The 13,982-nt window shown below is 64.6% G+C and carries 10 protein-coding genes and 1 tRNA gene; 10 read left to right on the plus strand and 1 reads right to left on the minus strand.

Annotated features, from left to right (window positions below; all coding sequences use genetic code 11):
* The first annotated feature begins 4 nt into the window (after positions 1–4).
* From XH84_RS18945 to XH84_RS18985, 10 genes are all read left to right on the plus strand, one after another.
* Entirely contained in the window at positions 5–2,032 is a 2,028-nt protein-coding gene (locus XH84_RS18945) for an acyl CoA:acetate/3-ketoacid CoA transferase (RefSeq protein WP_128922764.1), read from the plus strand.
* Between the two features lie 105 nt (positions 2,033–2,137).
* Positions 2,138–3,322: a substrate-binding domain-containing protein gene (locus tag XH84_RS18950; RefSeq protein WP_128922763.1), complete on the plus strand. Its 1,185-nt coding sequence runs from the start codon at positions 2,138–2,140 to the stop codon at positions 3,320–3,322.
* A gap of 173 nt (positions 3,323–3,495) precedes the next feature.
* Positions 3,496–4,272, plus strand: coding sequence for an ABC transporter ATP-binding protein (locus XH84_RS18955; RefSeq protein WP_128922762.1), 777 nt, complete (start codon positions 3,496–3,498; stop codon positions 4,270–4,272).
* Positions 4,269–4,991: a branched-chain amino acid ABC transporter ATP-binding protein gene (locus XH84_RS18960; protein WP_128922761.1), complete on the plus strand. Its 723-nt coding sequence runs from the start codon at positions 4,269–4,271 to the stop codon at positions 4,989–4,991. Before XH84_RS18955 ends, XH84_RS18960 begins: the two co-directional genes overlap by 4 nt.
* Positions 4,988–5,998: a branched-chain amino acid ABC transporter permease gene (locus XH84_RS18965; RefSeq protein WP_128922760.1), complete on the plus strand. Its 1,011-nt coding sequence runs from the start codon at positions 4,988–4,990 to the stop codon at positions 5,996–5,998. Before XH84_RS18960 ends, XH84_RS18965 begins: the two co-directional genes overlap by 4 nt.
* Positions 5,995–7,080 (plus strand): branched-chain amino acid ABC transporter permease, encoded by a 1,086-nt coding sequence (locus XH84_RS18970; RefSeq protein ID WP_206734184.1) that lies wholly within the window; start codon positions 5,995–5,997, stop codon positions 7,078–7,080. Before XH84_RS18965 ends, XH84_RS18970 begins: the two co-directional genes overlap by 4 nt.
* Positions 7,081–7,255: 175 nt before the next feature.
* Positions 7,256–10,378, plus strand: coding sequence for a bifunctional diguanylate cyclase/phosphodiesterase (locus XH84_RS18975; RefSeq protein ID WP_128922758.1), 3,123 nt, complete (start codon positions 7,256–7,258; stop codon positions 10,376–10,378).
* A complete protein-coding gene (locus XH84_RS41890; RefSeq protein ID WP_245471766.1) occupies positions 10,378–10,728 on the plus strand; it encodes a PAS domain-containing protein in 351 nt (116 codons plus the stop codon). The genes XH84_RS18975 and XH84_RS41890 overlap by 1 nt, the downstream gene beginning before the upstream one ends.
* A gap of 6 nt (positions 10,729–10,734) precedes the next feature.
* On the plus strand, positions 10,735–11,457 hold the full coding sequence (locus tag XH84_RS18980) for a GGDEF domain-containing protein (protein WP_245471767.1): 723 nt from the start codon (positions 10,735–10,737) through the stop codon (positions 11,455–11,457).
* A 61-nt stretch (positions 11,458–11,518) separates the two neighbouring features.
* Positions 11,519–11,595, plus strand: a tRNA-Arg gene (locus tag XH84_RS18985).
* Here XH84_RS18985 and XH84_RS18990 read toward each other — a convergent pair.
* Positions 11,566–13,200, minus strand: coding sequence for a recombinase family protein (locus XH84_RS18990; protein ID WP_128922757.1), 1,635 nt, complete (start codon positions 13,198–13,200; stop codon positions 11,566–11,568). The two genes, XH84_RS18985 and XH84_RS18990, sit on opposite strands and share 30 nt — an antisense overlap.
* Positions 13,201–13,982: the final 782 nt, after the last annotated feature.

A 13,982-nucleotide genomic window follows, 5' to 3' on the forward strand; every position in this document is an offset into this window, starting at 1 on the left:
CACCGTGAGCCATCATCCAGCTCTGCCCTATTTGCGCAATTCCGAGAAAGGCAAGGTCGTCACGGCGGCCGAAGCGGTCATGCTGATCCGCGACGGCGACACGGTGGCGACCGGCGGCTTCGTCGGCATTGGCTTTGCCGAGGAGATCGCGATCGCGCTGGAGGAGCTCTATCTCTCCAACGAGGGCGATGCGCCCTATACGCAGGGCAAGCCGCGCAATTTGACGCTGGTCTATGCGGCAGGCCAGGGCGACGGCAAACAGCGCGGCCTCAACCATTTCGCGCATGAAGGCCTGGTCCGCCGCGTGATCGGCGGACATTGGGGACTTGCGCCGAAATTACAGCAGCTCGCGATCGCGGGCCAGATCGAGGCCTACAATTTGCCGCAGGGCGTCATCACGCATCTGTTCCGCGACATCGCCGCGCACCGGCCCGGCCATGTCACCCGCGTCGGCATGGGCACCTTCGTCGACCCCAGGCAGGGCGGCGGCAAGCTGAACGCACGCACCACCGAGGACATGGTGGAGCTGATCACGATCCACGGCGAAGAGTGCCTGCTCTACAGAACCTTTCCGATCAATGTCGGCATCATCCGCGCCACCACGGGCGATCCCGACGGCAACCTCACCATGGAGAAGGAGGCGTTGACGCTGGAAGCGCTCGCCATTGCGATGGCGGCGCATAATTCCGGCGGCATCGTCATCGCCCAGGTCGAACGCGTGACCGAGGCCGGCAGCCTCAATCCGCGCCAGGTCAAGATTCCCGGCATCCTGGTCGACTGCGTCGTGGTGGCAAGGCCCGAGAATCACTGGCAGACGTTCGGCACGCAATACAATCCGGCCTTCTCGAGCGAGATCCGCGTCCGTGCCGCTTCGCTGCCGGCGATGCCGGTCAGCGAGCGCAAGATCATCGCGCGGCGCGCCGCGCTCGAACTCAAGGCCAACAGCGTCGTCAATCTCGGCATCGGCATGCCCGAGGGCATTGCCTCGGTCGCCAATGAGGAGCGGATCATCGACCTCATCACGCTGACGGCGGAGCCCGGCGTGATCGGCGGCATCCCTGCGAGCGGCATCGATTTCGGCGCGGCGATCAACACGCAGGCGGTGATCGACCAGCCCTATCAGTTCGACTTCTACGACGGCGGCGGCTTGGACGCCGCCTTTCTCGGGCTCGCCCAGGTCGATCGCGCCGGCAACCTCAATGTCAGCAAGTTCGGGCCGAAGCTCGCGGGCGCCGGCGGCTTCATCAACATCAGCCAGAACGCCAAGGAGGTCATCTTCGTCGGCACCTTCGGTGCGGGCAAGCAACGTATTGCGGTGAACGACCGGAAGCTCATCATTCTCGACGAAGCCAAGTCGCGCAAGTTCGTAGGTAACGTCGAGCATGTCACCTTCAGCGGCCCGTTCGCCGCCGCGCGCAAGCAACGCACGCTGTATGTCACCGAGCGCTGCGTGTTCGAGCTCCGGCCCGACGGCCTCGAGCTCACCGAGGTCGCACCAGGTATCGACGTCGAGCGGGACATTTTGCGCCTGATGGATTTCAAGCCGCTGATCCCGCGCGACCCGGCGCTGATGGACGACCGCATCTTCCGCGAAGGCCTCATGGAGCTGCGCGAGCGCCTGCTCACCATTCCGCTCGACCAGCGCTTCACGCTGGACGAACAGCAGAACCTGTTCTTCGTCAATCTGGAGCGCTATCCGCTGCGCAGCAAGGCCGAGATCGATACCATCGCCGCGATCGTCGAGGCCAGGCTCGCGCCGCTCGGTCGCCGCGTCTACGCCATCGTCAATTATGACAATTTTTCCATCCTGCCGGAGTTGATGGACGATTATTCGGCCATGGTCCGCAGCCTCGTCGATCGCTTCTATTCCGGCGTGTCGCGCTATACCACGTCCGGCTTCCTGCGCATCAAGCTCGGCGAAGCCCTGGAGAAGCGCGGCGTCGCGCCGCATATTTTCGAAAGCGCGGACGAGGCGCAGTCGGATCGGCGTCTGGCCGAGGGAGCCGGCAATGCGCGGCCAGCTCAAAGATGACGCAAGTTCGAACGGCCAACAGGCCCGGCCGGAAGGTGCAATTGCAATGTTCGTAGCGTTGTGCAAATCGCTGTTGCCAGAAACTTTACATCAGGAGGGACCATCGTGCGTCGATCATTCATCATAACAACAACCATTCTCGCGCTCGCCGCGGGCACCTCCGCGCGAGCCGACGATCTCAAGATCGCGCTGATCTACGGCAAGACCGGCCCGCTCGAAGCCTACGCCAAGCAGACCGAGACCGGCCTGCAAATGGGCTTTGAATACGCCACCAAGGGCACGATGACGCTCGACGGCCGCAAGATCGTCATCATCACCAAGGACGACCAGGGCAAGCCGGACCTCGCCAAGGCTGCGCTCGCGGAAGCCTATCAGGACGACAAGGCCGACATCGCGATCGGCACGACCTCGTCGGCAGCGGCGCTCGCAATTCTCCCCGTCGCCGAAGAAAACAAGAAGATCCTGATCGTCGAGCCCGCCGTCGCGGACCAGATTACCGGCGAGAAGTGGAATCGCTACATCTTCCGCACCGCGCGCAACTCCTCGCAGGACGCGATCTCGAATGCGGTTGCGATCGGCAAGCAGGGCGTCACCGTGGCAACGCTGGCGCAGGACTATGCGTTCGGCCGCGATGGCGTCGCTGCCTTCAAGGAGGCGCTCGCCAAGACCGGCGCGACGCTGGCGGCGGAAGAATACGCGCCGACCAACACCACCGACTTCACCGCGGTCGGCCAGCGTCTGTTCGACGCGCTGAAGGACAAGCCGGGCCGCAAGGTGATCTGGGTGATCTGGGCCGGCGCCGGCAATCCGCTGGCCAAGCTCCAGGACATGGACCCGAAGCGCTACGGCATCGAGCTCTCCACCGGCGGCAACATCCTGCCGGCGCTGGCCGCCTATAAAGGGCTGCCCGGCATGGAAGGCGCGACCTACTATTTCTACGAGATCCCGAAGAACCCGGTGAACGACTGGCTGGTCGCCGAGCACCAGAAGCGTTTCAAGGCGCCGCCGGACTTCTTCACCGCCGGGGGCTTTGCCGCCGCGATGTCCGTCGTCGCCGCCGTCACCAAGGCGAAGTCGACCGATACCGAGAAGCTGATCACGGCGATGGAGGGCCTGGAGTTCGACACGCCGAAGGGCAAGATGGTGTTCCGGAAAGAAGACCATCAGGCGCTGCAGAGCATGTACGCGTTCAAGGTCAAGGTCGATCCGAACGTCGCCTGGGCCGTGCTCGAGCCGGTGCGCGAGCTGAAGATCGAGGACATGGACGTTCCGGTCAAGAACAAGCGCTGAGCTTGCTTGCTTCACCTCTCCCGCTCGCGGGAAAGGCCGGGAGAGGGTTTCTGCTCTAGGGGACCGCCCCGTTGCGGAAGCACCCTCTCCCCCGCCCTCCCCCGCAAGCGGGGGAGGGAGCGCAGCGCACCCCCGCGGTCAAGTCTTGGTCCTCATCATTCACCTGACATTACATGTCCCTCACCCTCGAAACCCGCGACCTCACCATCCGCTTCGGCGGCCACGTTGCGGTCAACAACGTCTCCTGCACGTTCCGTCCAGGCGAGCTCACCGCGATCGTCGGGCCGAACGGCGCCGGCAAGACCACCTATTTCAACCTGATCTCTGGCCAGTTGCGTGCTTCACACGGCAGCATCCTGTTCGACGGCGCCGACATCACCCAGCTTTCTGCGCCGCTGCGCACCCGCGCGGGCCTCGGGCGCGCTTTCCAGCTCACCAATCTCTTTCCGAACCTCAGCGTGGAAGAAAACGTCCGCCTCGCGGTGCAGGCGGCAAACGGCACCCACTACGACATGCTGCGGCCCTGGATGGTGCGCCGCGACCTGATCGCACGCGCAGACAGCATCCTCGACCAGGTCGCGCTCGGCAGCCGCCGCGGCGTCGCCGCGACCGCGTTGTCGCATGGCGACCAGCGCAAGCTCGAGGTCGCGCTGATGATCGCGCTCGAGCCGAAGGTTTTCATGTTCGACGAGCCGACCGCCGGCATGAGCATCGACGAGGTGCCTGTCGTCCTCAACCTGATCGCACAGCTCAAGCAGGACAACAGCAAGATCATCCTTCTGGTCGAGCACAAGATGGACGTGGTGCGCTCGCTCGCCGACCGCATCATCGTGCTGCATAACGGCCAGCTCGTCGCCGACGGCCCGCCTGCCGAAGTGATCGCTTCGCCGATTGTGCAGGAAGCCTATCTCGGCGTCGCGCCGAAGACCGCTGCCGAGAGTGCCGTATGACCGATTTGCTCAAACTCTCAGGCGTGCACACCCATATCGGCCGCTATCACATCCTCCAGGGCATCGATCTCACCGTCCCGCAAGGACAGGTCACGATGCTGCTCGGCCGCAACGGCGCCGGCAAGACCACGACGCTGCGCACCATCATGGGGCTTTGGCAGGCCTCGAGCGGCGAGATCAGCCTCGGTAGCGAGCGCATCGAGAGCCGCGCCACGCCCGACATCGCAAGGCTCGGCGTCGGCTACGTGCCGGAGAGCATGGCGGTGTTCTCCGATCTCACGGTGAAGGAGAACCTCGTGCTGGCGGCGCGCGACGGCCCGCTCGACGACAGCCAGCTCGACTGGATCTTCGGCTTCTTCCCGGCGCTACGCCGATTCTGGCTGTCGCGCGCGGGAAGTCTCTCGGGCGGACAAAAGCAGATGTTGTCCATCGCCCGCGCCATCATCGAGCCGCGCAAGCTGCTCTTGATCGACGAGCCGACCAAGGGCCTTGCGCCTGCGATCGTTATGGCACTGATCGAATGCCTGAAGGAAATCAAACGCAAGGGCGCAACGATCCTGCTGGTCGAACAGAACTTCTTCGCCGCCCGCGAGCTCGGCGACAACGTGCTGGTCATGGACAACGGCACCATCGTCCATCGCGGCGAGATGGCGGCGCTCGCCGCCGACGTGCCGCTGCAGGAGCGGCTGCTCGGCCTGAGCCTGGAGGCACATCAGTGACTGAACTTGCCGCAACCGATCCCCTGCCGAAGCCGAAGCGCGACATCGCGCCGGTCCTGCTGCCGGTCGCGCTCGCGCTGCTCGTGATCCCGCTGATCGGCTCGACCTCCTCCTGGCTAACGCTGACCGCCGCCAGTCTCGCCATGGGCATGATGATCTTCATCATGGCTTCCGGGCTGACGCTGGTGTTCGGCCTGATGGACGTGCTCAATTTCGGCCACGGCGCCTTCATCGCCGTCGGCGCCTATGTCGCGACCCTGGTGCTGGCGCCGTTCGCAGCCTCCATTCAGGCCGATTCGCTGTGGATGAACCTTGCCGTGCTGGCACCGGCCGCGCTGCTCTCGATGGCAGTGTCGGGCGCCCTCGGCCTCGTCGTCGAGCGGGTGCTGATCCTGCCGGTCTACGGCCAGCATCTGAAGCAGATCCTGATGACGACAGGCGGCCTGATCGTCGCCGAGCAGACGCTCTATGCGCTGTGGGGACCGCAGATCATTCCGATGCCGCTGCCGACATCGCTGCGCGGCTCCTTCATCCTCGGCGACGTCGCGATCGCCAAATACCGCGTGCTGGCGATGCTGATCGGCCTCGCCGTCTTCATCGCGATCCAGCTCGTGCTCAATCGCACCAAGCTCGGCCTTCTGATCCGAGCCGGCGTCGAGAACCGCGAAATGGTCGAGGCGCTCGGCTATCGCATCCGCCGTCTGTTCCTCGGCGTCTTCATGACGGGATCGGCGCTCGCCGGCCTTGGCGGCGTGATGTGGGCGCTCTATCGCGAGCAGGTCCACGCCTCCATGAGCGACGACCTCACCGTGCTGATCTTCATCGTCGTCATCATCGGCGGCCTGGGCTCGATCGGCGGCTGCTTCATCGGTGCGATCCTGGTGGCCATGGTCGCCAATTACGGCGGCTTCCTGGTGCCGAAACTCGCCCTCGTCTCCAACATCCTGCTGATGGTCGCCGTTCTGATGTGGCGGCCGCGCGGCCTTTATGCGGTGACCAGCCGATGATGATCCTGTCAGGCGATCCCCCGCGTAGCCGCGTCCTCACGCTCGTTCTCGTCGTCATCATCCTGGCGCTGGCGGCGACGCCGTTCCTGTTTCCGGGTGCCAAGGCGCTGAACGTCGCGGCCAAGATTTGCGTCTTCGCCGCGCTGGTCGCCTCCTATGACCTCCTGCTCGGTTATACCGGCTCGGTGTCGTTCGCCCACACCATGTTCTATGGCATCGGCAGCTACGCCATCGCCATCGCGCTGTATGGGATGGGCCCGAATTGGGCCGCGGTCGCAACCGGCATCGTCGTCGGCCTGCCGCTCGCAGCTCTGCTCGCGCTTGCCATCGGCCTGTTCTCGCTGCGGGTTGCGGCGATCTTCTTTGCCATGATCACGCTCGCGGTCGCCTCCGCCTTCCAGGTGCTGGCCTCGCAACTCTCCTGGCTGACCGGCGGCGAGGACGGGCGCAGCTTCCAGCTGCCGGAGCTGCTGCGCCCCGGCACGGTGCTGATCTCCAAGAGCCTGCTCGGCTTCGAGATCAACGGCCGCATCCTGACCTTCTACCTGGTGTTCGCCGTCTCGGCTCTGATGATCCTCGCTTTGCTCCGCGTCGTAAACTCGCCGTTCGGGCGCGTGCTGCAGGCCATCCGCGAGAACCGCTTTCGCGCCGAGGCGCTCGGCTTCCGCACGGTGTTTCATCTGACTTACGCCAACTGCCTCGCCGCGCTGGTCGCCGCCGCAGCCGGTATCTTGAACGCGCTGTGGCTGCGCTATGCCGGTCCCGATACCTCGCTCAGCTTCTCGATCATGCTGGACATCCTGCTGATGGTCGTGATCGGCGGCATGGGCACGATCTACGGCGCGATCATCGGCGCCAGCATCTTCATCCTCGCCCAGAACTATCTGCAATCGCTGATGGGCGTCGCCTCCAAGGCGGCCTCGGAAGCCGGCCTGCCGCTGCTGCCCGGGCTGTTGCATCCCGACCGCTGGCTGCTGTGGCTCGGGCTATTGTTCATCGCCAGCGTCTACTTCTTCCCGACCGGCGTGGTCGGCCGGCTGCGCAATCCCGCCGGCGGCAAGAGCGCCGGCAGGTCGCATTAAACCGCGATTAATGATGCAGCGCGGCGATTGTCGCGCGCACGGCACAACCGCGAGGCGATTCCCGCTCCGCTGTATGCGAACGCGACGGCGCAACTCGATTAATGTTTAGGTAACTGGCTTTCCTAAGGTTTAGGCCATTTGTGCGGTGTATTCGTGTCCCTCCAGGGAGGGGGGAATGCGCCAGGTCTTTTCCACGGTGGCAACCGGAATGTCTCTAGCCGCAAGGAACGGCTGGGAGGTCTTGGCGCGGCGTGGTCCTGTCCTGTGGTTGACCTTGTGCGGCGTGTTGCTGGTCGCGGGCATCTTCGCAGTGACCGCCATGGCCGTCGGCGAGTTTCGCGAGCGCACCCTGGCCAATCGCGAGCGGGAGCTCGAAAACACGGTGCAGCTGATCGCGCGGCACTTTGATCAGCAATTCGAGGATTCCGACGTCGTCGCCGCCGATCTGATCGGGCAGATGAACCTGGTGGAGATCACCTCGCCGGCGATGTTCCGCGAGCGCATGTCCGGACCTGCGGCGAACCAGATGCTGCGCAGCAAGATCAGCTCGGTGTCCTACCTCGGCGATATCGCGATCTACGATGCCGACGGCGACCTGATCAACTGGTCGCGGGCCCAGCCGCTGCCCAAGATCAACATTTCGTCCCGGACCTACTTTCAGACATTCAAGACGAACCCCCGGTCCGAACCGGTGCTGCTGGAATCCGTCCGCAGCTTCATCATCAGCAAATGGACCACGATCGTCGCACGCCGCTTGAACGGCGCTGACGGCACATTCCTCGGCGCGATGGTCCGCCGGATCGATCCGGACAGCTACCAGCACTATTTCGCATCCGTCGCGCTCGCCGAAGGCACGGCCATCTCGCTGTTTGATCGCGAAGGCAAGATGCTGGCGCGCTATCCGCATGTCGAAGAGCTGATCGGGCGGAGCTTCAAGGATGCTCCACTGATGCAGAAGGTGCTGACCGAGGGCGGCCCGCAGAAGCTTCGGGGCAAGAGCCCGGTCGACGGCGAGGAGCGGCTCGGCTCGGCAGCGTCTCTGACACACTTCCCGCTTGTCATCATCGCCACCAACACTACGGCAGCGGCCCTGGCAGATTGGCGGCAGCAGACCAGCTTCATGGTGACCACCGCCGTACTTTCGGCGGCCGTCATCGCGCTCATCCTCTATCTGATCATCCGCCTGATCAACCGGCAGAACCGCGAGGCGCAGGAACGTCTGGAAGCGGAGCGGCTGCGGCTCGACACCGCCTTGAACAACATGACCCAGGGGTTGATCCTGTACGACGCGAGCGGCTACATCGTCACCTGCAACCGCCGTTACGCCGACATGTTCGGTCTCTCTCACGACGTCATCAAGCCCGGCTGTCACATCCGCGAGGCGATGTACCATCGCAAGGAGCGCGATGCGTTCGACGGCGACGTCGAGGCGTTCTGCGCCAACGTCATGAGGGTCGTCGCCGAAGGCACGGTCTCCACGCGTATGCATCAGCTTGCCAACGGCCGCGCCTTCCAGGTCATCAATACGCCGCTCGCACAGGGCGGCTGGGTCGCCACGATCGAGGACATCACCGAACGCCGCCACCTCGGGCAGGAGCGCGACCGCAACCACACGTTCCTGCGTGAGATCATCGACCACATCCCGTCCCAGATCACGGTGAAGGACGCCCGCACGCGGCAGTATCTTCTGCTGAACGGCGTCGCCGAGCAGCTGTTCGGCCAGTCGCGGCAGGAGGTCATGGGCAAGACCGCCTTCGACATCTTCCCCGAGGCGCACGCCGCCCGCATCACCGAAGACGACACCAACTCGCTGCAATCGGCCAAGGGACTGTTCAAGGACGAACACGGCTGGCACATGCCGGGGATGGGGCTGCGCTACATTACGTCGACCCGGATCGGCATTCGCGACGATGCCGGCGAGCCGCGCTATCTCATTCACGTCATCGATGACGTCACCGAGCGGCGCCGGGCCGACGAGAAGATCGCACATATGGCGCATTACGACGCGCTGACCGATCTGCCGAACCGCACGCTGTTCCGCGAGCAGATCGAACGCGAGCTGACGAAAGTCGCCGACGGCGGTCAGTTCGCACTGCTCTATATCGACGTCGACGAATTCAAGGGCATCAACGATTCGCTCGGTCATCATGTCGGCGACGAGCTGTTGAAGGCGATCGCGAGCCGCCTGCGCGGCTGCCTCAAGGAGGGCGACCTGATCGCGCGGATCGGCGGCGACGAATTCGCCGTGATCCAGACCGGAATCCAATCTTCCGCTGACGTGCTGTCCTTCGTGACCCGGATCTACCAGGCGATCCGACAGCCTTATCATTGTCTCGGTCATCAGCTCTCCACCGACGCGAGCATCGGGATCGCGCTTGCGCCGCAGGACGGCACCGATCTCGACCAGCTGGTCAAGAATGCCGATCTCGCGATGTACGGCGCCAAGGCCGAAGGGCGCCGTACCCACCGCTTCTTCGAGCCGGCAATGGATGCGAGCGCCAGGGCGCGCCTGAGCTTGGAGCAGGATTTGCGGCAGGCGCTGGTGAATGGCGGCTTCGAGATCTACTATCAACCGCTGGTCGACCTGCGCTCAGGCGAGGTCTCGGGCTGCGAGGCGCTGCTGCGCTGGCGGCATCCCGAGCGCGGCATGGTGTCGCCGGCGGAGTTCATTCCGGTCGCCGAGGACACCGGCCTGATCACCGAACTGGGCGATTGGGTGCTGCGCATGGCCTGCAACGAGGCCGCAACCTGGCCGACGCATATCCGTGTCGCGGTCAACGTGTCGCCGGTGCAGCTCAAATGCGACACGCTGGCGCTGCGGATCGCCGGCGCGCTCGCCGCCTCTGGCCTCGACCCGCGCCGACTCGAGCTCGAGATCACCGAGGCCGTGCTGATCCGCGACGACGAGGCTGCGCTCTCGATCCTGCACCAGCTCCGCTCGATCGGCGTGCGCATCGCGCTCGACGATTTCGGCACCGGCTATTCCTCGCTCAGCTATCTCAAGCGCTTCCCGTTCGACAAGATCAAGATCGACCGCTGCTTCGTCGCCGACATCGCGGAGACGAGTGGCGCGCCCGTGATCGTGCAGGCGGTGGTCAACATCGCCGCCGCCAGCAGCATGACCACGGTCGCCGAGGGCGTCGAGACCGAGGCGCAGCGCGAGATGCTGCGCGCGCTCGGCTGCACGCAGATGCAGGGCTATCTGTTCAGCGCGCCGAAGCCGGCCGCCGAGGTGCGTAAACTGTTCGGCCCGAGCGATGGCCTGCCCGGAATCTTGCCGGTGGCGGCGGTGGCCTGATGGCAAGACCATTGAAGTCGTCGAGCAAGACGCCAAGAAGAACTTCGGCCAAGACCGTCGACGTCGCGGATTCCTATGCCGTGCGGCTGATGCAGCATCTGGTGGTGCCGACTTTCGTGATCGACCCGAAGCGCCGCGTCGTGATCTGGAACAGGGCGTGCGAGCGGTTGACCGGCCTCGCCGCCTCGGAGGTGATCGGCACCAGCAAGCACTGGCAGGGGTTCTACGAGACCAGACGCCCTTGCCTCGCCGATCTCGTCGCGCTCGACCGCCCCGAACGGCTTCCGGAGTTCTATTCGGAATATGCCGCGCGCGGCCATAACGGGCTTGGCTTTTCCGCGGAGAACTGATGCACGATGCCGAAGCTCGGCAGCCAGCTCTATCTCGCCATCGACGCCGGCCCGATCCACGACGAGGCCGGACATCTGATCGCCGTGGTGGAGACGCTGCGCGACCTCACCGACCAGAAACGGGCCGAAATGGCGCTGAAGGAGCTCGCCACCAAGGACGGGCTGACCGGGCTGGCGAACCGCCGCTCCTTCGACCAGATGCTGACGACGGAGTGGGCCCGCGCCCACCGCACGCGAAGGCCGTTGGCGCTGCTGTTCGTCGACGTCGATCATTTCAAACTGTTCAACGACCACCACGGCCACCAGACCGGCGACGAATGCCTGCGGGCAATTGCCGCCGTCGTCAGCCGGCACGCCGTGCGCCCGCTCGATCTCGCCAGCCGCTACGGCGGCGAGGAGTTCGCGTTGATCCTGCCTGACATGGATTGCGATAGTGCTTGCGTCATCGCTGAGGACATCCGCGGCGCCGTCATGGCCTTACGGATCGGCCATGGCGCTGCGGGCGCCGGCGACCACGTCACCCTCAGCGTCGGCGTCGCCAGCCAGATTCCCGGCTCGGTCGACGGCGCCCCCGACCGCCTGTTGGGCGCGGCCGACGAGGCGCTCTATGTCGCCAAGCGGCTCGGCCGCAATCGCGTCATCTGCGCCGAACGGGTGCTGGTCGAGTTCGCCAGCCTCGGCCGGCAGGCCGCAACGGTTCCGGGCCCTGTCCGGCGCAAATCGGCGTAAGGCCCATTACGGCGAGAACGGTTGCTCCCCCCTCGCCAATCGGCTAAATGAACCTGCGACTGCACCCGTAGCTCAGCTGGATAGAGCGTTGCCCTCCGAAGGCAAAGGTCACACGTTCGAATCGTGTCGGGTGCGCCACTTCGGTACAAAACTGGGCACTCCAAAACCTGCCGATTTTGCGCTGGACGCAGCGACCAGCGTGCGCAGGAGCACGCTTTTCGATCCCATGATGCGAACTTCTTTCGCGTCTACCTCGATGCGCTGGGCCAGCGCGCGCAGGTGGTCCCGGCGGTAACCGCCCGACTCGGTCCGCATCCGCCTGCGGGCCTGGCTGGCGAAGGTTTTGAGCGCCTGGGGTGTGATGCTCGGCCCAGCCCGATCCAGCGCGCCCTCGGCCCGCTCTGCGTCGGCGCGGGCCTGGTCGCGGATGGACTTCAGCTCGGTCACGCGCTCCTTGAGTAGCGGATCGGAGACGTCAGCGATCCCGTTTTCGATGGCATCGTACAGCCGCTTGAGTTTGGCTTCTGCTTCGGCCGCACGCTTGCGCAATTCGGCGATATGCGTCGTTCGGCGCTCAGCGCGCTCTTTCCGGCGGTGCAGGACGGCCGATAGAACTTCCTCGAGACGTTTGGGCTGCAAAAGGCGCTGCTCGATGTGCTCGGCCACCGCGCTGTCGAGCTTTTCCATCGGAACCGTACGGCCCTTGCAGCCAGTCTCGCCCTGCCGGGCTTTGGTCGAGCAGGTGTAGTACCTGTATCTCCCGCTCTTTCCGGTCCTCAGCGTCATCGCCCCGCCGCAGGTCGCGCAAAAGCAGATGCCGGTAAGAAGGGTGGGTCCGCTGACCACGCGCGGCGCGGTCATTGCGGGACTGCGCGATTTGAGCAGCGTCTGCACCACTTCGAACTCGGCCGCGTCGATAATCGGCGGCACCGCCATCTCGACAACTTCAGCGTCCGGTTTTCGTTCGCGCGTTTTCCAATGCTTGGTGTTGAAGCGGTGGCGGCCGATATACGTCGTTCGCGTCAGTACCTTGTGCACGGCATCGAGACCCCAGCGTCCGCCATCGCGCGTTCGGATGCCGGACTCGTTCAGATGCTTGGCGATCGACTTGACGCCCATCGATCCGGATGCGCCGTTTCCTTCGCGCGCCAGGCGATAGATTAGCCGCACAGTCTCGGCCTGGATGGGATCGATCTCCAGCATCTTCTTCGTGCGGTGGCCGCGCTGCTCGGCGGCTTCCACAACGCGGTAGCCGATCGGCGGCAGCGCGCCATTCCAGAAGCCTTGACGGGCGTTCTCCTTCATGGCCCGCAACGTATGCTTGGCGTTCTCCTTGGACTGGTACTCGTCGAACAGCGCCATGATCTGGCGGATCATGTTGCTCATCGGATCGTCGCCGAGCTCCTGGGTGATCGACACCAGACGCACACCGCTCTTGGCAAGTCGGCGGACATAAAACTCAAGCTGGAACTGGTCGCGGAAGAACCGGCTGAAGCTGTGCACGAGGATCACGTCGAACGCCGGCGGCTTGACCGTCGCCGCGTCGATCATGCGCTGGAACTCCGGTCGCCGATCGTCCGTGGCGGACGCGCCGGGCTCGACATAGTCGGCGACGATCTCCCACCCACGCGATGCGCAATAATCCTTCGCCTGGCGGCGCTGATCTGGGATGGAGAGATCGCTGTCGGCCTGCCGCCCCGTCGAGACTCGCAGGTAAAGAGCCGCCCGAACCGTTGCAGCCATGTTGATGTCCCCTCAGTCCTTTCCAAACAACTCGTCGAACAAATCACCGAACCAGGCCTCGAAGACGTCGATCTCCGTTTCAGTCACCGGCACGTCCTTCGGCCAGTCGTCCGTCACCGCCCACGTCACCGAAGCGCGCTTCGCTCGTCGTCGACCAGGACGCGCGGACGCACGCGCATAGTCGTAGAGATCTTCAAGGGTGGCGCGGTCCGGCGGGCGCCGCAGCTGCGATTTGTGAGAGGGAGCCATGGCGCCACTGTGGCAAGCCGGGCCGATCCACAGAACGGCCGATGTCTACGCCAAGTCACGCTGTAGCCCTGCGAACTCGCACTTTCTCTGCAGCATGAGCGCGATCGCGCAGAGCGGGCCATGAACGCATGGAAGCAAAAGAGCCGGGCCAGCGGAGCGCAGTCAAGGCCGCAAGCCGGCGGAGCCGGTCGCGCGAAGCGCGAGCCTTGACGGCGTTCCGTTGGTCCGGCAGCGGCCTTCCATGTGATTATGGCGGGCATCCATGCCGAGCCTACGCAACAAGACGCTACCCCGCGAACGATGTCGCTCGGAACGTTGATTTTGAATGCTTTCTCGGTTCGAACGGCACCGGGCCTCCTAATGCGGTGCCGTTGAAGTGCCATCCAAAACAATGTGCAGACAAACACTTGCAACCCCCGACGGCCCGGAGCGACACCGTCGCTTTTATCTAGCCGTCCCAATTGGTCGAGATCTGCGCCCCATCAATTCTGACGACGAACGCGGCTTCGGTCGGCAACGCGGGGGATTGTCAA

The organism is Bradyrhizobium nanningense (assembly GCF_004114535.1).
GTDB lineage: Bacteria > Pseudomonadota > Alphaproteobacteria > Rhizobiales > Xanthobacteraceae > Bradyrhizobium > Bradyrhizobium nanningense.